Origin of the sequence: Ruegeria sp. R13_0, from assembly GCF_017743995.1 — a bacterium.
GTDB lineage: Bacteria > Pseudomonadota > Alphaproteobacteria > Rhodobacterales > Rhodobacteraceae > Ruegeria.
Window position 1 is genome coordinate 136331 of sequence record NZ_JAGHRB010000004.1, and the last position, 18802, is coordinate 155132.

Genomic DNA, 18802 nt, shown 5'->3' on the forward strand with positions numbered 1-18802 from the left:
TTTGAATCAAGCCTTGGATGGTTGGTATTATTGGTTGGGATCTGCTCCTTCATCGAAAGCGATCTCTGGATCGAGGAGAAGAGCGAACATTCCCGCAATATTGGTTCGGAGCTCCTCGCTGTCGGTCAGTAGGCTATTGGCATCGGCCAGTGGCGTCTCAAGAAGACGACGAGGCGGTAAGGCAAGCTTATCCGAGATCTCGGACAGGTCTGCAAATCGCCCTTCGGGTTCAATATTTTCTGGCAATCCGGCCAACCAGAAATACCGATTTGCAACCTCGGATTCGCCAAGGTCTCGGTAGAGTTTAGCCGTCGCAGCCAGATTGCCGGTCGCCGCCAGTGCCTGAGCGCGCAGGGTATCGGCAGCCTTTGATGTATCATCGGACAGTTCCAGCATCGCTTTGTGCGGTTTTTCCTCCAACAGCGCCGCGCGCGCACGCAATCGGGCGCGTTGGGATCGGTCCGTCGTGTCGTGTGTCCGATTTGCAAAGGCAGAACTTTGAGCCGCAAACCCCAAAGTTCCCAAGCGGTCAGAAACAGCAATAGCGGCTTGCGTGGTCAACGCCATCGAGTCGCTATCGGACATGGACAGCACCTGTCTAAGGAAGGTCACATCGTTTGACCGTTCTTCCAGCAGATGTATATGGTGGTTTAGAACATCCGCGCGATCAACACCCTCAGGCAGGGCTTGGATCAGATCATAGGCCGTATGGAACTCGTTGTTCAAACTCAGCGCAACGATATGCGCGTGTTGCATCATGGGGCCGGTCTCGGATCCACGAAACTCCAGCGCGTAGGCTGCAGCAAGGGCAACGTCCTGAGGGGATATGGCCCCCCGTTCTGCCCAGCGTTTTTCGACCAATCGCGCCAAGGCCAGAGGGGCGTCAGTTGCGGTTTCCGGCGTAGAAATGACCTCTTCCAAGATGGCGTCGGCCATCTCAGCGTCACCTTCGGCCTGAGCGATCTGAGCTTTGGCAACGCTGGGCTGTTCCTCCGTTTCAACGCGATCAACGGAACGCATCACCCGCCGCGCCGCCTCCAACTGATCGGCTTCGACCAGAATCGATGACAGTCTTGGGCCCAAACTGCGGCGCAAATGTTTTGGAAGGCTGGAGAAAGACTGCTCTATCGCGTCCAGATCGGCATCTGGCCTCAACGACTGCTCGCTGAGCAGTGACCAGAAAGCCGCATCGCTACTGCAACGCTGAAGACCCCGAAAAGGGTTTTCTTCTGAAGACTCACGGTGATCCACAAACCCGGCTATGGCTTGAACCCAGCTTTTCTCTTCGGAGTGGTCTTTAACCAGAGCAAGCGCGGAGACAGCTTCGGCACCGAAACCGAAATACGCGTAGAGTTTTGCCAGCTTGAAGGCCTGGTCGGCGTCGACGCGATCGAATTCCTGAAACAGGCCAGAACGCAGGTCAGCGATCTGTTCGTCAAACGGGCGAGCGTCGGTCCATGTGTCGAACCCCAACCGAGCGCTGCTGATACAGGCAGGACGTTTTTCTATTTGGGGGATATCGGGGCCAAAAAGACCTTCCAACTCGTCCACAATCGTTGAGACGTTCAAATTCGCTGCAAAATTCGGCAGCATGTCCGTGTCGTTCGGAGGTGTGGACGTGCGAGGTCCAATAGCAGCTAGGTCCAAGTCGAGAACCTCTCGGTCCGCACCTTGCAGCAGCCTGGCTGAGAGTTGATCTTTGAATCCCTGTTGGTTCAGCGTCAAAAGCGGCAAAGCCAAGGGTTCAGGCGGGTCTTCTACTTCCAACGGCGGCAGGGACGGTGGCAGAGGGATGTTGGCCGTCAAAGGCGGAGGCAAAGTACCCTGCGAAATGTCCACAACGATCATCGACTGTTGAAACAGAAAGGCCGTGGCCACGCAGTCGCAGCCAAATTCCAAATCAAGTGCGGCACCCGGTTCCGATTGAGACAGGGCGGAGAGGCGGTTGGATGTCAGCCTTCCAAACACGCCTTCTGTCTGAAAGAGGACGTCGTCGATTGAAACGGTCAGCCTCGCCCCGTTTTTTCGGCGCGCAAGAACCCACCTGGTGCCCGGCGGAACCTTTACGACGAGGCGGGTATGGCTGTCATGTTCTCCTGACCGGACAACCAGCGTTTCAGCAGTGGCCGAGGTTGCCACTGCGATCAGGATCGATGTGAAGAGAGCTATGCCTTTCATGCCGCCGCCTGTTTGAGTTCCTTGAGAGCATCCTCAAGTTCCGAGAAACCAGGCCGGTTGTGGGTTGGTGTGTTCTGGCGGCCGACCTCGATACACATTGCGGCATTGTGGTTGTGCAGGTTGGCGACCAAAACCTCTTTGATCAGCTGGTAGAAGTGATTGTCTTCTTCCACGACGGTTTTCAGCTTGCCCGCAAAGGGCCCCACCAGACCATAGGCCAGAAACACCCCTAGAAATGTCCCGACCAGAGCTCCCCCGATCAGCTTGCCCAGAACCTCGGGCGGCTGGTCAATTGATCCCATCGTTTTGATCACGCCGAGAACGGCAGCGACAATACCGAGGGCGGGCAAGCCGTCGGCGACGGTTTGCAGTGCATGGCTGGAATGCATGGCGTGATGAAAATTGGCCTCCATCCGCTTTTCCAGAACTTCTTCGACCTGATGGGGGTCATCATAGTTCATCGCGGCCGAGCGCATCGTGTCGCAGATAAGGTCCACAGCTTCCTTGTCGGATTGGATTTTCGGGTAGGCGGAAAACAGGCTCGAGTTTTCGGGGTCTTCTATGTGCTGTTCAACCTCGACCGGGTTTGCGCGTGCGATGCGGATCAAAGAGAATAGAAGGCACAGAAGGTCACGGTAGTCTTCGGGTTTCCATTTTGCCCCCTTGAAGACTTTACCCATGTCTTTGATCGTGTGTTTGATCCCACCCATATCGTTGCTGATCAGAAAGGCACCAACAGCGGCACCGCCGATCATCATCATCTCAAACGGCAGGGATTTCATGATAATCGTCATCTTGCCGCCCGCAGCCAGATAGCCACCGAACACCATTACAAAGATGACGACAATTCCAACAATTCCAATCATTTGCGATCTCCGACAAGTGTCCAAATAGCTTTGAAAAGCATGCGATTATTCCTGTGGCGCATTGGCATTTCGACCTGCCATGACGACACTGATCGTATAGGCGGCTTCAGGGCTTAGACCGGCCAGCACGCCCGCTGCGGCATCGGCGGGCATGCGGGACAGGAAACCGGCCGCAAAGCTGGGATCCATCGTCTCAAACAGGGCGGCGGCATCTTTGGGTTTCATGTTTTGGTAGACGTCCGTCAGCCGGGTCAGATCCGTTTCAGCGGCCTTGTTCGCCAGCGCCAGCGTTTCCCGCAGGTCTTCCTCGGCTTGCTGTAGTGCAGCCAAGCGCGTTTCGATGGCCGTACGGGCAATCTCAACCGCCTTTGCCTGTTCTTCCAAGGCTTCTTCCCGCTGTTTCAGGCGTTTTTCACGGCGCAGAAGTTCGGTCAGAAGCACCTGCAGATCCGGAGCGGGTTTTGACATTGGCGGCTCTTCAGCCTTTGTTGGCTCAACTGTCTTGGCCAATGCAGGCCCGGCTTCCAGCCCAAGGCGAATCGCGGCGGAACCGATCATCAGCAGAGCAATCACCGCCAACACGCCGCCGCGGGGTCGCGCCCTGCCTTTCTGCGTGCCAGAGCGTTTCATTCCGCGGCCTCCACACCCTGCCGATTGTGCCGGAAGAACATCAAACCTTCAGGTGCCTTGTTTGGTTGGTCGGCCTTGCTCTCGTCGGCGGGTGTGTCGACCACATCCGATTCCTGAGTGTCAGAGGTCTCCTCAGGCTCGGCCTTGCCCTCAGCCACTTCATTCGGCTCTGACGATACGTCCGGCGAGGGCGGTTCAGGCGCGGCCTTTTCTTCTGGGATGACGTCATGCATTGAGGCCATCATCAGTTCGAGCCGCTGCGCAACCGATTGCGCGCGCTCTGTCAGCTCTTTCAGTTCATGCCCGGATTGGTCCGAGGCAGCCCGCGCGCTATCCAGCGACTTTTTCAACTCTTCCGCCTGGGTGGACAGCACAGCAACAGCCCCACCCACGCCTTGTTCCAGATCCGTGAACCGTTTCAGGCGGCGTGACAGAACAAAGCAATACAGACCGGCGCCCAGCGCGCCTGCGACCAGCAAAATATCTGCAATAAGCTCCAATTTCGCCTCCTAATTCAAAACAAATTCCATCACCAGAACGTCGCGCACACGACCCTCTCCGACGACGATTTCAATGCGCCGCAGCAGATGCCCCCGGATACGGACAAGCGCTAAGGAGTCTTCAAGATCCGAAACCTCCAGCGCGCGAAGATATCCGTTCAGCACATCCATGATTCGCGGCTGCATTTTTTCCACATCACTGATGTAGGCCGAGTTAACTTCGAGCTGCGCGTGGAATTTCAGATGTCGCGACTCACCCGCATTCACCGACAGAATCACGGGCGGAAGATCGACGAATCCCACATCCGGCAGGGCTTTGGCCGGCTTGTCCTTGTCTGCGTCCAGAGATTCCGCCTTTTCGGGTTTTGCCCCAAAGGGCAACAGTCCGGACGTAGTCGCATAGTAGCCTCCGCCCGCCCCGACGAGCGCCAGAATCACCCCGACGATCAGACCCATTTTCCCTGATTTCTTAGGGGCTTCTGCCTCTTCTGCTGTAGCGTCAGTCATGACGTCCTCATTCATTCGATCTGAAGCTTTCATAACCCGGCAGGGACTAACCGATTGTTAAGGGCAATCGTTCAAACAAGGGATGCGCCGGGCAGAATGTCGGCGAGTCGGAGGTGACCGTGCAGCAGATCGGAACTGTCTGGGCAAGTTTGGACAGGCGAAAGCAAATCATAGTTGTCGGCGCTGTTGCGCTGGTGTTTCTGGGGGTTCTCGGGATGTCCCGTCTTGTGACGGCACCCTCTATGACTCTTCTTTATGCAGGGCTGGAAAGCGGGGCTGCGGGCGATATCGTGCGTGCGCTCGATCAGCGCGGCGTCACGTATGAGATCAGGGGCGGCTCGATTTACGTGCCCGGCTCGCAGCGGGATGAGCTGCGCATGACCCTGGCCAGCGAAGGCCTGCCTGCTAATGGCAATCGCGGCTACGAGCTGCTCGATTCGCTGAGCGGGTTTGGCACAACATCGCAGATGTTCGATGCCGCCTATTGGCGCGCAAAAGAAGGTGAGCTGGCGCGCACCATCGTCGGAAGTCCTCATGTCAGTCAGGCGCGGGTGCATATCGCGAATGGCTCGGCCAACCCGTTTCAGCGTAGCGTTGCGCCCACGGCTTCGGTGTATCTGGTTCCATCGGGCGCGCAGATAACTGGCGATCAGGCCAAGGCGATTCGCTTTCTGGTCGCCTCGGCGGTCAGCGGGCTAGCGCCGGAAAACGTAACGGTTGTGGATTCGAACGGCGCCGTGATTGGCGGTCAGGACACGGCGGTTGCAGCTGACACAGCGGATGACAAATCCCGTCAGTTACGCGAACGCGTGTTGCGCCTTGTCGAGGCGCGCGTGGGTACTGGCAACGCGGTGGTTGAGGTCAGTGTGGACACGGTAACCAAAACCGAATCCATCCGCGAACGCCGCTTTGACCCCAAAGGCCGGGTCGCGATCAGCACGGATGTCGAGGAACGCTCGGACAGTGCGCGCAATCAGTCCGGCGATGTGACGGTCGCCTCCAACCTGCCGGATGGTGACGGTGCAGGCGGGGACGAATCGAATTCAAACGCGACGCAGACCCGCGAGCGCGTGAACTATGAGGTCTCGGAAACGGAGCTTGAGGTTCACAACGCACCCGGAGCCATCAAGCGCTTGACCGTTGCCGTGCTGGTCAATGGTATCCGGTCCGTAGATGAAGCGGGGGCGGAGAGCTTTGAACCCTTGCCTCAGACCGAGCTTGACGCGCTTGAGGAGCTTGTGGCCTCAGCCGTTGGCTTCGATGCAGCTCGGGGCGATGTGATCACGTTGAAATCGCTTGATCTACCGGTGGTAGAGCCGCAGGGAACGCTGGTTTCATCCTCCCTGTGGCAGAATATTCATCTGGACGCGATGTCTCTGATCCAGATGGCGGTGCTTGCACTTGTTTCGCTGGTTCTGGCCTTGTTCGTCATTCGCCCGATCCTGATGAAACCGGCTGCCGCCCCCGCCTTATTGCCTGCAGGTGGTGGTGACGCACAGGATGCCCAGGTTCTGGTTGGTGAGATCGCGCCAGATGAGTCGGCTGAGTTCACGGCTCTGCCGGGACAGGCTCAGTCGGCCGGCGTACCTGCGCTTGGGTCGGACAGTAGCGCAGATCCCGTGGATCGGTTGCGGGCGATGATCGGTGACAAGCAGGAAGAAACGGTCGAGATTCTGCGCAGTTGGCTTGAAGAAGGCGAGGAGCGGGTCTGATGTCTATTGCTCACCTTCTTGAGGATTTTACCGCGCAGGTCGAAGGCGGCAAGCTGCATCTTCTGGACGAAGACGCGCTGGAGGAACAGCGCCTGGCTGCCTTCGAACAAGGTTACGGGGCCGGATGGGAAGACGCCGTTCAAGCGCAGGAGCAGAACCGGGGACAGGTCTCGGCAGAGCTGGCCAAGGCGTTGGAAGATATGTCCTTTACCTATCACGAAGCGCTGACACGTATGACCCTGTCGCTGGAGCCGATGTTCCAAAGCCTGGTGAACCTGGTACTGCCGGATTGTATCGACCGCAGCTTTGCTCACCGTCTGTCGGAACAGCTGCAAGACATGGCGCGAACTCAGATCGACCAACCCATACAGATACTTGTACCCGAAGGGCGCGCAGCCGAGGTCGAAGATTTGCTGTCCTCGGACATGCCGCCGCCTCCGCGCGTGATCGAAGATTCCTCGCTGCAACCCGGACAAGCGCGGCTGCAGGTCGGTATCTCGCGGTGCGAGGTGGATTGCATGGATCTGCTGTCGTCGGTGCAGCAGGCATTTGACTCCTACGTGTTTGAGGCGAAAGAGGCTTTGACCCATGACTGATACCCAATCCCCAAAAACCAACCCTTTTGATACTGTCCCGATCGAAGTCACAGTGTCCGTCGGCCGCGCCCGTCCGTTGATCCGGGACCTACTGAATATGGGTGAAAACGCGGTGCTGACGTTGGACAAACGGATCGAAGACCCCGTGGACCTCTATGTCGGTGACCAACTGGTTGCCCGTGGCCTTCTGGAGGAGATGGAGGGTGATCAGGCTGGTCAACTGGCCGTACGTCTGACGGAAATCGCGGATTTAAAGAACGGGATCGGCTGATGCGCCTGTGGCTTTGGCTGATTGTGGCGGTGGTGGCAATGCTGCCCTCGCTGGCTGCGGCTCAAGACGTGACCCTGTCGCTTGGGGAGGGCGGGTCCATCTCGGCCCGGACGATCCAGTTGATCTTGCTGATCACCGTTCTCAGCCTTGCGCCCGGGCTGGCGATCATGATCACCTGTTTTCCCTTCCTGATCACGGTTCTCGCGATCCTGCGGCAGGGCATCGGGTTGCAGCAATCTCCGCCAAACATGCTGATCGTCAGCCTTGCGCTGTTCCTGACCTATTTCATCATGGAGCCGGTTTTCACCGAAGCCTGGACCGTTGGTATTGAGCCTTTGATCAATGAAGCGCTTGAGGTTGAAACGGCTCTGGAACGCGCCCTGAACCCGTTCCGAGAGTTCATGGCCGCGCGACTGGATGTTGAGACGTTTCAATCCATGGCTGCTCTGCGTCCTGGAGGCGAGGGGATGCTCCTGTCTCCGGATGCTCCGCTTTCGGTTCTGATGCCGTCATTCATGTTGTCAGAAATCGCTCGGGCGTTTCAGATCGGGTTCCTGATTTTCCTACCTTTTCTGATCATTGACCTGGTTGTGGCTGCCGTTTTGATGTCGATGGGCATGATGATGGTGCCGCCTGCAATCGTCTCGCTGCCGTTCAAGCTGGCGTTTTTCGTGATCGCAGATGGATGGGCTTTGATCGCCAGCGCGTTGGTCCGAAGTTATATGCCTTAGGGGATCAAGGCTGGGCGTTGAACGGACGAAAGCTTGTGTGGAATGAGAGCTTTGGAAAGCGGCGTATCAACTTCGGCGCGTGTGAGGTCACAAGGTAAAATGACCCTCTCGCGGCTGTAGAAACGAAGACGCCTCCGACGCACAGAGCGCGGAGGCGTCTTCGTAAAACAGAAAGGCAGTGTTACCCGGTTTTGTTGAGGTCTTTGATCAGCTGGTTCAGGTTTCCCTTGCGCGCATCCAGCATCGCCCCGATTTCGGTGCGTTCGGTCAGCAGCAAGTTCACGCCCTCAATGAACATGTTGTAAAACTTGTCGCGACCGGATTTGTCAGAAACCAGGAAGGTCACGTCAAAGGGCGACGATCCCTGCAGCTTGACCGAGGTGCGCACTTCATACCCGGCTTTGATTCTGCGCGCGTTTCGCACATCCACCTGGCCGCCAATGAATTCGCGGAACCGGCGTCCGTATTTGCGCGAGATATAGCCTTGGAACGCCTTGGTAAACTGTCTCAGCTGCGCCGGAGAGGCAGAACGGGCATCCGCCCCAAGCGCGTAGCGCGCCATGATGGGAACATCAGCGTATTGTACGAAGATCTTCTCGAAGTCGCGCAGCATGGCTTTTTCGGACTTACCCGAGGCGATCACGCGGTTGATATCCGCGACAACACTGTTGACCAGTTGTTTGGCTCCCGCTTCGGTCAGGGCCAGAGCGGGCAATGGCAGGGCAACAATGGCTGCTCCGGCCACAGTGGTTTTCAGGAAGTGTCTTCGGTTTAAAGCGTTACTCAGCATAAGGGTCCTCGTAGGGGTCGAGAAATGGGTCCCTGACAGGGTCGGTTCCGGTGTCGGCATATGGATCGTTGTAGAGATCCAGGAAGGCGTCCTCGTCGTCGCGTGCCAATTCGAAGCGGCGGTTTTGCAGGTAGATCAATCGGGCCTGCGCATAGCTATCGGCACTCTCGTAGAGAATCGAGTCCACTGTATCAGAAAAACGTCCCCGATCCCCCATCCGACGTACGACCTCGGCATAGACGCCTATATTTTCCGCAGGCCGCACCGGTGTGAAGTTGATCGGGTTGGAGAAAAGATTGAATACAACACCCACAGCGTCTCGGGTGGTTGACGGGCCGTAGAAAGGCAACTCTACATATGCCCCTTCTCCAAAACCCCACACATGCAGAGTTTCGCCGAAATCAGTGTCGACGGGGGGCATGTTCAGTTCAGCCGCAGGGTCAAACAAGCCAAAAGCACCTGCGGTCATGTTGATCACGAACCGCAGTAGCGCGTTGCCCGTTTGTTTGGGGTTACCTTGCAGCAGGTAATCCACCGCCTGCCCAGGCAGCGTGATGTTTTCAGCAAAGGTACTGAAGCTTGTCACGACCGGATCTGGTACAATCCTCACATAGCTTTTCGAGGCGGGACGAAACAAAAAGCGGTCGACGCCAAGGTTGAACTTGTGAATGCCCCTGTTAGCGTTTTCGAAAGGGTCGAAAACCTCACCCCGGGCAGCCTGTTCCGGGGGTTGTGACGCGCAGGCCGACAAGAGGACCATAAGTGACAGAACAACAAGATGTTTGAAGCCAAATTTGCTCAACACGGTCTTAGCTACTCCAATACGGCCCGGCTCGACGCTTGGGCGATCAATCAATACCTGCGTGTCCGACAGACACAAGTTGTTGTCACATAGAGGTTTCAGCGCATGAATGAAACACATAGCGTTAAACCCGGTAAATCAACGAAGGTAAAGTGATACGACTTCAACAGTTCGAAATAGGACAGGATATGCCCACTGGACGCGACGGTCAGAAAAATCGGTTTCCGGCTTTCCCAGCGGCATCATCCCGGTTAGCGTCCGCCCGAGTCGATTTTGGGTGAGGACAATCACATGAGCATCTCGGAAAAACTGCAAAGCCTGGGCGTATCGCTGCCAGACGCACCAGCCCCTGCCGCCAACTATGTGCCTTTCGTGCGCGTGGGCAATATCGTCTATGTCTCGGGTCAGATTTCCAAAGCGGACGACCTGATCACCGGTAAACTGGGCGATGACATGGATGTCGATGCGGGTGCCGCTGCAGCCAAGGTCTGTGCGATCAACTTGCTGGCTCAGGTCAAAGCGGCCTGTGACGGGGATATCGAGAAGCTGGTGCGGGTGATCAAGCTGACCGGTTTTGTGAACTCGACCGCTGATTTCACCGCGCAGCCGCAGGTTATCAACGGTGCGTCCGATTTCCTGGTTGAGGCGCTGGGCGAGGCAGGTCGTCATTCCCGCTCGGCGGTTAGCGCTGCATCGCTGCCGCTGGGTGTTGCTGTCGAAATCGAAGGTATTTTCGAAGTCCAATGACACCTGCTCTGCCGCCCGCGTTTCTTGAGGCCCCGATCTCGCACCGGGCGCTGCATGACAAAACAGATAACCGCCCGGAAAACAGCCGGGCGGCCATTCGCGCCGCGATCGAAGCCGGCTACGGGATCGAGATTGACCTGCAGCGGACCTCGGACAACCGGGCGATGGTGTTTCATGACTACGACATGGCGCGTCTGACCGGGCAGTCTGGACCGATCCAGCAGGTCTCGGCCGCGCAGGCGCAGGCCACGCAGCTGTTGCATGCCGAGGATGGTATTCCCACCCTCGACGAGGTGCTTGAGATGGTCGCGGGCAAAGTCCCTCTGCTGATCGAGTTCAAGGATCAGGATGGCGCCATGGGCACCAATGTCGGCCCGCTCGAGGCGGACGCTGTGCGGGCGCTAGAGGGCTATGACGGTCCCGTGGCCTTGATGTCGTTCAACCCCAACAGCGTGGCCGAGCTGGCCCGTCTGGCCCCGCATCTGCCGCGCGGGATCGTGACTTGTTCCTACAAGCCGAGTGTCGAGCTGCTGCCGCAATCGGTGTGCGATCACCTGCGCGATATCCCCGATTTCGACCGGGTTGGGGCGAGCTTCATCAGCCATGAGGTTCATGATCTGGACCGTCCGCGCGTGGCCGAGTTGAAAGCGCGCGGTGTGCCGATCCTGTGCTGGACGGTAAAGTCGCCTGAACAAGAGGCAGAGGCCCGCGCCGTTGCCGACAATGTGACCTTTGAGGGGTATCTGGCCAAGCATCCGGGTTGAACCTGCCGCACCTCGTCACAGATAAAGACCAGACGCGGAGGGCACATGGATCAGGCGCAGATCGAAATTCAGGTACTTGGATCACTCTCGCAAATCTCTGCGGCCGAGTGGGATGCCTGCGCCTGCCCTGAGGCGGCGGATGGCGGGCGTCCGCTGGATCCCTTTACCACGCACCGGTTTTTGCTGGCCTTGGAAAACAGCGGCTCGGTTGGGCGGGGCACCGGCTGGCAGCCGCAATACCTGACGGCCTATCTGGATGGGATGCTGATCGCGGCGGCCCCGATGTATGCCAAGTCGCACAGTCAGGGAGAATATATCTTCGACCACAGCTGGGCCCATGCGTACGAAAGCGCGGGCGGGCGGTACTATCCCAAACTACAGATTGCGGCCCCTTTCACGCCCGCCACCGGACGGCGCTTTCTGGTGCGTCCGGGATATGAAGGGATTGGGATGTCCGCGCTGGTGCAGGGCGCTGTGCAACTGGCGGCGGACAATCAGGTCTCGTCGCTGCACGCGACCTTCTGCACCGAGGACGAGGCGCTGGCGGGTGAGCAGATGGGCCTGATGCTGCGCAGCTCACAACAGTTTCATTGGCTGAATGACGACTACGCGGAGTTCGGCGGTTTTCTGGCAGCGTTGTCCTCACGCAAGCGCAAGAACATTCGCAAGGAGCGTGCTCAGGCCAATGCATTCGGTGGTGAGATCCGCACCCTGACCGGCGATGACCTGCGGCCCGAGCATTGGGATGCCTTCTGGCGGTTCTATCAGGACACCGGCGCGCGCAAATGGGGCTCACCTTACCTGACGCGCCAGTTCTTTGATATCGCGCAGGAGACGATGACCGGTGATATGGCTTTGGTGCTGGCAGAACGCGATGGGTATCCCATTGCGGGGGCACTGAATTTCATCGGGCGTGAGACGCTCTATGGTCGCTATTGGGGCTGTGTGGAACATCATGCCTGCCTGCACTTCGAGCTGTGCTATTATAGGGCCATCGACTTTGCCATCGCGCATGGCATGCAAAGGGTCGAAGCCGGAGCGCAAGGCGAACACAAGCTTGCACGTGGCTACCTGCCAACACGCACGCACAGCCTTCATTGGATTGCCGATCCGGGATTCGCCGATGCCGTCAAAAAATATCTGGACGCCGAAGGCCGCGCGGTGGGAGAAGAGATTGAGATTCTGACGGATTACGGCCCGTTCAGAAAATCGAACCCGGAGGAACAGCAATGACCGAGCTTTTGTCGACCGAGACCCGTGGCCCCCTTCTTGATCCGCTGTTCAACAATGGCTGGACGATGGTTGAGGGCCGGGATGCGATCACCAAGACGTTCATCTTTGACAATTTCGTCGCGGCCTTTGGATGGATGACTCAAGTGGCGATCTGGGCCGAAAAATGGAACCACCACCCCGAATGGTCCAACGTCTACCGCACGGTCGAAGTGGTGCTGTCCACCCATGACGTCGGCGGGTTGTCTTCGCTGGACGCGAAACTGGCCCGCAAGATGGACGGCCTGGTCTAAAGCGTTTTGCGTTTTACCTGAGGCAAAGCCATCGAAATGCGCGTTCGCCTCTCGTCGCTCGCATGAGCGACTGTCGGCAACACATCGCGACCGCGATGTGTGAGAGACCGAAGGGATAGGCAGCGTATTTCGATTCAAATCAAACGCAAAGCGATCTAGTCGCGATCTTGTCCGGACCCGATACCGCCAGCCAAGGATGCCGTGATCACCATCTGGCGGAACTCATCCGGCGTGACCGTGCCACTACCAACGTCGATATTGCCCGGAATGCGGGTCGTTTGGTTGATCTCAAGACAGCTTGTGTCATAGCAGGTCAACCCACTAGTATTGATCCAAATGCGGATCTGCCCGTTCGGGCCGGTCACAATCGGGGCCCGTGGTACATCACAAGCCGCCGATACTGCCAGCGCACCGATTCACATTCCTCAGTTCCCTTCACCCTCCGGGGTCAGTCCAACTGTCCGTTTCCATTCTTGTCCGCAGAGTCGAAATCGTTGCTCATCTGCGCATCGTATTCCGCCCTTGAGATAAAGTTGTCGCCGTTTCGATCAACGTCCTGAAATTGCTTTATGTCCAGGAAGGGTTTGGCCTCGGACAGGCCGAGCGTGCCGTTCTTGTCTTCGTCCATTGCCTGAAAGGCGTAGTCCGAAAAGGCATTGAATTCGTCCTTGGACAGGAAGCCATCGTTGTTCGAGTCGATGGCCGCCAGCTCTTTTTCATTCAGCTCTGCCACGTCGTCCGCAGCTGCGGCACTGGCCATCACAAGCGCGGCGATACAGATTATTCGTTTCATAGCTGTCCCCCTCAACATGCGAATCTTGCGCCGCTGATGCCACCGGCAGCCGCACCTGCGCCGGTCAGAATGGACTTGCCTGAACCGCCTCCGAACTGATTGCCAATTGCGCCTCCGATCAACGCACCACCCAAGGTGCCGCTCAGGCAGGCGATTTCATGTTGCCGTGCCGCTTGTTGCTGCGGTGTCGGGGCCGGACCGCAAGCCGCCAGAAGGCCGGCGCCGCCCAGAATAAGTGAAAAGACTTTGATATTCATAAAAGCTCCCCAGCTATATGCCTTGGATATTGGCACAACGGGGCGCTGCATCAAGTTAAATTGGGTTTGCGCGGCCCCGGTTTAGCCGGGGCCGAACAGCATCAGATGACTTCGAGCAAGCCTTCACCGGCCGAAATCTCGCAAGCGCCGGGGCTTTCTTCCAGGTTCAGCGCAGTGACCTTGCCGTCTTCGACCAGCATTGCGTAGCGCTGTGAACGTGCCAGCAGCCCGGCAGGTGGGGCGTCGAAATCCATGCCGATGGCCTTTGTGAACTCGGACGCGGCGTCGCCCAGCAGGGTCAGACCGGCCTCGGTTGCGCCGGTCGCTTCGCCCCAGGCTTTCATCACGAAGGGGTCGTTGACGGAGATGCAGATGATCTCATCCACACCTTTGGCTTCGAACTGATCCTTGGTGCGCATGAAGCTGGGCACATGGGCCGAATGACAAGTTGGCGTGAACGCGCCAGGAACAGCAAAGATCACCACTTTGCGGCCCGCGGTTTTGTCCGAAATCCGAACCTCTTCTGGGCCTTCCGCACCCATTTGGGTCAGTGTGGCGTCGGGCAGCATCTCACCTGTCGTAATCATTTATCAGCTCCTGTCGTTTGGATTTGCAGAGTCGGGCTATGCCGCAATATAGGTGGTCGGACAAAAGTAACCATGAGAATTCGACAGGGTGTAACGAACATGAGCCATATTGTCGTGATCGGCGCCGGGCAGGCCGGATCGTCGCTTGTTGCGAAACTGCGCAAGGATGGGTTTGAAGGGGATATCACCCTCATCGGGGCCGAGCCGCATCTGCCCTATCAGCGCCCGCCCTTGTCCAAGGCCTATCTGCTGGGCGATATGGAGCTGGAGCGTCTATTTTTGCGCCCCGAAAGCTTCTACGCCGACAACAACATCACCCTGCGTCTGGGGCAGCGTGTCACTGCGATTGACCCCAAGGCCAAGACCGTAACCGTGGGGGATGAGGTCATCTCCTATGACGAACTGGCGCTGACCACCGGGTCGGACCCGCGCTATCTGCCTGCCTCTATCGGCGGCGATCTTCAGGGTGTTCATGTGGTGCGTGATCTGGCTCATATCGACGAGATGGAGCCTCGGGTCACCGAAAGCGCGCGCGCGCTGATCGTCGGGGGCGGCTATATCGGGCTTGAGGCCGCAGCCGTCTGCGCCAAGCGCGGGGTTAAGGTAACGCTGGTAGAAATGGCCGAGCGTATCCTGCAACGCGTCGCCGCCAAGGAAACCAGCGACTATTTCCGCACGCTGCATACGGGCCATGGAGCGGACATCCGCGAGGGTGTGGGCCTTGATCGTCTGATCGGAGAAAACGGCAAGGTTGTCGGCGCGGTTCTGACGGACGGAACCGAAATCGAGGTCGATTTTGTGGTCGTCGGCGTCGGCATCGCGCCGTCGAGTCAACTGGCAGAGATGGCTGGGCTTGAACTGGACAACGGCATCAAAACCGACGCTCATGGCCGTACATCTGATCCGTCGATCTGGGCGGCAGGGGATTGCGCCTCCTTCCCGCATGGAGAGGGGCGCATTCGTTTGGAAAGCGTGCCCAACGCAATCGATCAGGCCGAGATTGTGGCTCAGAACATGCTGGGTGCGGCTAAGGACTACACTGCAACGCCGTGGTTCTGGTCGGATCAGTATGACGTCAAACTGCAAATCGCGGGCCTGAACACGGGTTATGATCGGGTTGTGACCCGTCAGGGCGATGGTCAGACCGTGTCGTTCTGGTACTACAAGGGCGACCAGTTGATTGCGGTTGATGCGATGAATGACCCGCGCGCCTATATGGTCGGTAAACGCCTCATCGACTCGGGCAAAACCGCGGATCCCGCTGTGGTGGCCGATCCGGCTGCGGATCTGAAACCGCTGCTCAAAGCGTGAGGATCATCGCCGGAGAGTTTCGGGGCCGTGCCTTGGCCTCGGTCGGCAAAGGGGATGCAGGTGCCCATCTGCGTCCCACCACCGACCGAGTACGCGAAAGCCTGTTCAACGTCCTGAGCCATCAGATCGACTTTGAGGGCCTGCGCGTCTTGGACCTGTTCGCAGGCACTGGCGCGGTGGGGCTCGAGGCGCTGTCGCGCGGTGCTGACCACGTCACCTTTGTCGACGACGGGCGTGTCGCGCAGGGTCTGATCCGCAAAAATATCGACCTCATCCGCAGCGCTGACCGGACCGATCTGATCCGCCGGGATGCGACGCGCTTAGGTGAAAACCCGAACGCGCCCTACGACCTGATCTTTCTGGACCCGCCTTACGGCAAATCTCTGGGCCAAAAAGCGCTGGCTAGGGCGGCTCAGGCTGGATGGATCGCCGAGGGGGCGCTTATCGTGTGGGAAGAAAACGCCCCGATGCAGGCACCGGATGGATTCCAGTTTTTGGACAGTCGAAAATACGGCGACACGCATATCTCGTTGATGCTTCAATCACTTGATCATGAGGGTTGATCCTGACTGCCCCAATTCGTTTTAAAATTGAATTTGGGCGGCCAGCAATTTGACGTATCTCCGCCAAAATTGCGGCCAATTTCGCCTCTACGCGCCGTAGAAACGCGGAACAACCCTCAAAGGAAACTCTATGCTTCTCAGAGCTGCCCTGACCTCGGCCTTCGTGCTGAGCTCCTCCCCTGTTGTTGCAGGGCAAACTAAACTCGATGCGAATGATTTTATGGCCAATTGCACCTCGTCTGTGGATCAATCAAGCGTGACGTTGGCCCGTTCGGGAGGGTCCAACAAAGGGCACATCACTGTCGGAGATCTGCAGGGTGAGGCGGACATCCTGCCGGGTTTGGACAACCTGACGTTTTTGCTGATTCAGGATGGTCAGGTCGTCAACTTTGCCGTTGATCTTGTAAGTCTCGAATATGACATGATGATCAAAGGCACTTCGCAGCGTTTTGACAGAGGCAGCTGTACGCCATCGTGATCCGGTTTTGAGGCGCGGGCCGGTTTGTGCTAGGCTTCTGGCATGGACCGCGCCCTACCGCCCTTGTTCTGGGGTTTGGCTCAGGACACTGACACAGAAACCGGCCCGCCGCGCAAACCTGCACGCGCGCCGGTGTTCATCCACGACGCGATCACGCCGTGGGGGGCTGAGACGATGCTGTTGAAACTGTTGCGGGATCAGGCTGCCGATCACGAAGAATAGGTCGGATGGAACTTACCGCCGGGTGACAGGGTAAAGATCTCGACCCCATTTGCGGTTACACCGACCGAATGTTCGAACTGTGCCGAGAGCGACTTGTCGCGGGTCACAGCCGTCCAGTCATCGGCCAGCGTTTTGGTCTCAGGGCGGCCCAGATTGACCATTGGTTCGATGGTAAAGAACATCCCTTCTTCCAGTACGGAACCGGTTCCGGGCCGGCCATAGTGAAGCACGTTTGGCGGCGCGTGGAACACCCGACCCAGCCCGTGACCACAGAAATCGCGGACAACGCTCATGCGGTGCGCTTCGACATAGGACTGGATCGCATGGCCGATATCGCCGAACGTGTTGCCCGGCTTGACCATCTCGATGCCCTTGAAAAGCGCGTCATGGGTGACCTGAATCAGACGCTCGGCCTTGCGCGGCAGTTTGCCTGCGACATACATCCGCGAGGTGTCACCGAACCAGCCGTCCACGATGACGGTGACGTCGATGTTCAGGATATCCCCGTCCTTGAGCTTTTTGTCACCGGGAATGCCGTGGCAAACCACGTGGTTAACGCTGATACAGCTGGCGTGTTGATAGCCCTTGTAGCCAATCGTGGCTGAGGTCGCGCCCGCGTCCTCGACCATCTGGGTGATGATCCCGTCGATCGCACCGGTGGTTTGGCCGGGAAAGACATGTTGCGCGATGTCATCCAGTATCTGCGCAGCCAAAGCCCCTGCCGCATGCATGCCGGCAAAGTCACCTTGTTCATAGATGCGGATACCATCCTTGGTCAGACGGCCACGGTGTTCTTTCATGGATGCAAGGCTCCAAATGTTTCGCGCAGTGCTCTATTTACGCTGCTTGTGCAGAAAGTTCCAGAGGGTGCAGCGTCGCAGTGCTGTATCTAGGATGGTTGACGATCCGATCAAAGATGGACGCGTACAGCGAAAAAAACTAGCACTGAAGAGATAGTTCTCGGGTGTTAAATTGGAAGAAGGGCAGTCAGACGCAGAAAGCCGACCAGCTGAGGGCCGAAACTGCCACCATTGGTGAAATGCTCAAAACCGGGCGCTGAAGCGTGCGGTCAAGGCGGGCTGCAAGTGGCCCAAGATGCCCGCGTTGTCGCAGATCGCAGGTTTGCGCGAATTCCCTAGGGGAATTTCAAACAGGTGCAGACCCTTCTTGAGCGCGCCTGGAGGATGGAGCCGGAGAACCCCGACCTGATCCAGAATTTCAGGTTGAGCCTTGTTTAGGGCGGCGATGCTGGCAAGGCGCTGACCCTGATGAATAAAGTTGTGCCAAGGCCCATCAGCACCGCGCCCAGTGTTCGTGGTCGGCCTGCCACGCTCCGGCACCACTCTGATCGAGCGTATTCTGGCCTCACACTCTGCCGTTCAGGGGTTGGGAGAGTTGGCGGGCGTGCATTACTGGGCCCGCAAGGTTGAAAACCAACCGGGGGCTGGAAGTGACGCGCAGGAGCTGGCCGACTACTATGCGGATAACTTGCCTCAGACGGCCGAAGGAACGCGCGCCTTTGTCGACAAGGCGCCGGGGAACTACGCGTTTCTGGGGGCGATTGCGCAGGCCTTCCCGAATGCTGTGATCGTGAATGTCATGCGCGATCCGCGCGATGTGGCGCTGTCGATGTGGCGGACGCATTTCGGAGCGGGCGGCCTGTACTATACGCATGATCTGAGCTGGATGGCAGCCGAGGCGAACCGCTATCGCCGCTATATGCAGCACTGGCATGCCGTACTTCCGGGACGCGTCCATGACATCAGCTACGAACATCTGGTGAATAATCTGGAGGACGGCGCAAAGAAACTGGCCCAGCTCTGTGACCTGTCTTTTGAACAGGCGATGCTGTCGCCCGACAAATCCTCGGATGCGATCAGAACGGCAAGCAACCTTCAGGCCCGCAAACCGGTCAACACCGCCTCGGTCGGGGGGGGCAGGCTGTGGCCGATCACTTTGCACCGTTTGTAAAAG

General features: G+C 58.0%; 25 protein-coding genes. 13 read left to right on the forward strand and 12 right to left on the reverse strand.

Annotation, left to right across the window (positions count from 1 at the left end):
• Positions 1-27: 27 nt before the first annotated feature.
• From J7394_RS06725 to fliL, 5 genes are read right to left on the reverse strand one after another with little or no spacing between them, the layout of a single operon-like run.
• The gene (locus J7394_RS06725; RefSeq protein ID WP_209251787.1) at positions 28-2178 is read right to left on the reverse strand and encodes a hypothetical protein; all 2151 of its coding nucleotides are present in this window, start codon (positions 2176-2178) and stop codon (positions 28-30) included.
• Positions 2175-3044: a flagellar motor stator protein MotA gene (gene motA / locus J7394_RS06730; protein WP_170472986.1), complete on the reverse strand. Its 870-nt coding sequence runs from the start codon at positions 3042-3044 to the stop codon at positions 2175-2177. The genes J7394_RS06725 and motA overlap by 4 nt, the downstream gene beginning before the upstream one ends.
• A gap of 45 nt (positions 3045-3089) precedes the next feature.
• A complete protein-coding gene (locus J7394_RS06735) occupies positions 3090-3674 on the reverse strand; it encodes a MotE family protein (protein ID WP_209251788.1) in 585 nt (194 codons plus the stop codon).
• Positions 3671-4174, reverse strand: a complete 504-nt coding sequence (locus J7394_RS06740) for a DUF6468 domain-containing protein (RefSeq protein ID WP_209251789.1) — start codon at positions 4172-4174, stop codon at positions 3671-3673. Before J7394_RS06740 ends, J7394_RS06735 begins: the two co-directional genes overlap by 4 nt.
• A 9-nt stretch (positions 4175-4183) precedes the next feature.
• Positions 4184-4681 (reverse strand): flagellar basal body-associated protein FliL, encoded by a 498-nt coding sequence (gene fliL / locus J7394_RS06745; protein ID WP_209251790.1) that lies wholly within the window; start codon positions 4679-4681, stop codon positions 4184-4186.
• Positions 4682-4800: 119 nt separating this feature from the next.
• On the opposite strand from fliL, the gene fliF reads away from it, so the two are divergent.
• Genes fliF through fliP form a run of 4 tightly spaced genes read left to right on the forward strand, consistent with a single transcriptional unit; the run spans position 4801 to position 7991 of the window.
• A complete protein-coding gene (gene fliF, locus J7394_RS06750) occupies positions 4801-6393 on the forward strand; it encodes a flagellar basal-body MS-ring/collar protein FliF (protein ID WP_209251791.1) in 1593 nt (530 codons plus the stop codon).
• Positions 6393-6989: an ABC transporter ATP-binding protein gene (locus J7394_RS06755; RefSeq protein WP_209251792.1), complete on the forward strand. Its 597-nt coding sequence runs from the start codon at positions 6393-6395 to the stop codon at positions 6987-6989. The genes fliF and J7394_RS06755 overlap by 1 nt, the downstream gene beginning before the upstream one ends.
• Positions 6982-7260 (forward strand): FliM/FliN family flagellar motor C-terminal domain-containing protein, encoded by a 279-nt coding sequence (locus J7394_RS06760; protein ID WP_209251793.1) that lies wholly within the window; start codon positions 6982-6984, stop codon positions 7258-7260. Before J7394_RS06755 ends, J7394_RS06760 begins: the two co-directional genes overlap by 8 nt.
• Positions 7260-7991, forward strand: a complete 732-nt coding sequence (fliP, locus tag J7394_RS06765; protein WP_209251795.1) for a flagellar type III secretion system pore protein FliP — start codon at positions 7260-7262, stop codon at positions 7989-7991. The genes J7394_RS06760 and fliP overlap by 1 nt, the downstream gene beginning before the upstream one ends.
• 181 nt (positions 7992-8172) lie before the next feature.
• On the opposite strand, the gene J7394_RS06770 is transcribed toward fliP, so the two are convergent.
• Together J7394_RS06770 and J7394_RS06775 are read right to left on the reverse strand one after the other, a co-directional pair.
• Positions 8173-8781, reverse strand: coding sequence for a phospholipid-binding protein MlaC (locus J7394_RS06770; protein ID WP_209251797.1), 609 nt, complete (start codon positions 8779-8781; stop codon positions 8173-8175).
• The gene (locus J7394_RS06775) at positions 8771-9541 is read right to left on the reverse strand and encodes a VacJ family lipoprotein (RefSeq protein ID WP_209252062.1); all 771 of its coding nucleotides are present in this window, start codon (positions 9539-9541) and stop codon (positions 8771-8773) included. Before J7394_RS06775 ends, J7394_RS06770 begins: the two co-directional genes overlap by 11 nt.
• 333 nt (positions 9542-9874) lie before the next feature.
• Between J7394_RS06775 and J7394_RS06780 the strand changes: the two genes are divergently transcribed.
• The 4 genes from J7394_RS06780 to J7394_RS06795 are packed head-to-tail and all read left to right on the forward strand — an operon-like array spanning position 9875 to position 12617.
• Positions 9875-10330, forward strand: coding sequence for a RidA family protein (locus J7394_RS06780; protein ID WP_170459597.1), 456 nt, complete (start codon positions 9875-9877; stop codon positions 10328-10330).
• Positions 10327-11094, forward strand: coding sequence for a glycerophosphodiester phosphodiesterase family protein (locus J7394_RS06785; protein WP_209251798.1), 768 nt, complete (start codon positions 10327-10329; stop codon positions 11092-11094). The genes J7394_RS06780 and J7394_RS06785 overlap by 4 nt, the downstream gene beginning before the upstream one ends.
• 45 nt (positions 11095-11139) lie before the next feature.
• Entirely contained in the window at positions 11140-12327 is a 1188-nt protein-coding gene (locus J7394_RS06790; protein ID WP_209251799.1) for a GNAT family N-acetyltransferase, read from the forward strand.
• Positions 12324-12617 carry a 4a-hydroxytetrahydrobiopterin dehydratase gene (locus J7394_RS06795; protein ID WP_170379422.1) on the forward strand — a complete coding sequence of 98 codons (294 nt, stop codon included), beginning with the start codon at positions 12324-12326 and terminating at the stop codon, positions 12615-12617. Before J7394_RS06790 ends, J7394_RS06795 begins: the two co-directional genes overlap by 4 nt.
• Before the next feature lie 155 nt (positions 12618-12772).
• Here J7394_RS06795 and J7394_RS06800 read toward each other — a convergent pair whose 3' ends face one another.
• From J7394_RS06800 to J7394_RS06815, 4 genes are all read right to left on the reverse strand, one after another.
• Positions 12773-12982: a hypothetical protein gene (locus J7394_RS06800; RefSeq protein WP_247748098.1), complete on the reverse strand. Its 210-nt coding sequence runs from the start codon at positions 12980-12982 to the stop codon at positions 12773-12775.
• An 83-nt stretch (positions 12983-13065) separates the two neighbouring features.
• Positions 13066-13410, reverse strand: a complete 345-nt coding sequence (locus J7394_RS06805; protein ID WP_247748099.1) for a hypothetical protein — start codon at positions 13408-13410, stop codon at positions 13066-13068.
• An 11-nt stretch (positions 13411-13421) separates the two neighbouring features.
• Positions 13422-13667 (reverse strand): hypothetical protein, encoded by a 246-nt coding sequence (locus J7394_RS06810; protein ID WP_209251801.1) that lies wholly within the window; start codon positions 13665-13667, stop codon positions 13422-13424.
• 101 nt (positions 13668-13768) lie between these two features.
• Positions 13769-14254: a peroxiredoxin gene (locus J7394_RS06815; RefSeq protein WP_170379412.1), complete on the reverse strand. Its 486-nt coding sequence runs from the start codon at positions 14252-14254 to the stop codon at positions 13769-13771.
• 99 nt (positions 14255-14353) lie between these two features.
• Here J7394_RS06815 and J7394_RS06820 point away from each other — a divergent pair, with 99 nt between their 5' ends.
• From J7394_RS06820 to J7394_RS06835, 4 genes are all read left to right on the forward strand, one after another.
• Entirely contained in the window at positions 14354-15565 is a 1212-nt protein-coding gene (locus tag J7394_RS06820) for an NAD(P)/FAD-dependent oxidoreductase (RefSeq protein WP_209251802.1), read from the forward strand.
• On the forward strand, positions 15562-16128 hold the full coding sequence (gene rsmD / locus J7394_RS06825; protein WP_209251803.1) for a 16S rRNA (guanine(966)-N(2))-methyltransferase RsmD: 567 nt from the start codon (positions 15562-15564) through the stop codon (positions 16126-16128). Before J7394_RS06820 ends, rsmD begins: the two co-directional genes overlap by 4 nt.
• A 130-nt stretch (positions 16129-16258) precedes the next feature.
• Positions 16259-16606: a hypothetical protein gene (locus J7394_RS06830; RefSeq protein ID WP_209251804.1), complete on the forward strand. Its 348-nt coding sequence runs from the start codon at positions 16259-16261 to the stop codon at positions 16604-16606.
• Between the two features lie 42 nt (positions 16607-16648).
• Complete coding sequence (locus J7394_RS06835; RefSeq protein ID WP_209251806.1) at positions 16649-16828, forward strand: hypothetical protein; 180 nt, start codon at positions 16649-16651, stop codon at positions 16826-16828.
• Here the strand turns inward: J7394_RS06835 and map are convergent.
• The gene (map, locus tag J7394_RS06840) at positions 16816-17628 is read right to left on the reverse strand and encodes a type I methionyl aminopeptidase (RefSeq protein WP_209251808.1); all 813 of its coding nucleotides are present in this window, start codon (positions 17626-17628) and stop codon (positions 16816-16818) included. The two genes, J7394_RS06835 and map, sit on opposite strands and share 13 nt — an antisense overlap.
• Positions 17629-18136: 508 nt before the next feature.
• Between map and J7394_RS06845 the strand changes: the two genes are divergently transcribed.
• A complete protein-coding gene (locus tag J7394_RS06845) occupies positions 18137-18799 on the forward strand; it encodes a sulfotransferase (protein WP_209251810.1) in 663 nt (220 codons plus the stop codon).
• Positions 18800-18802: the final 3 nt, after the last annotated feature.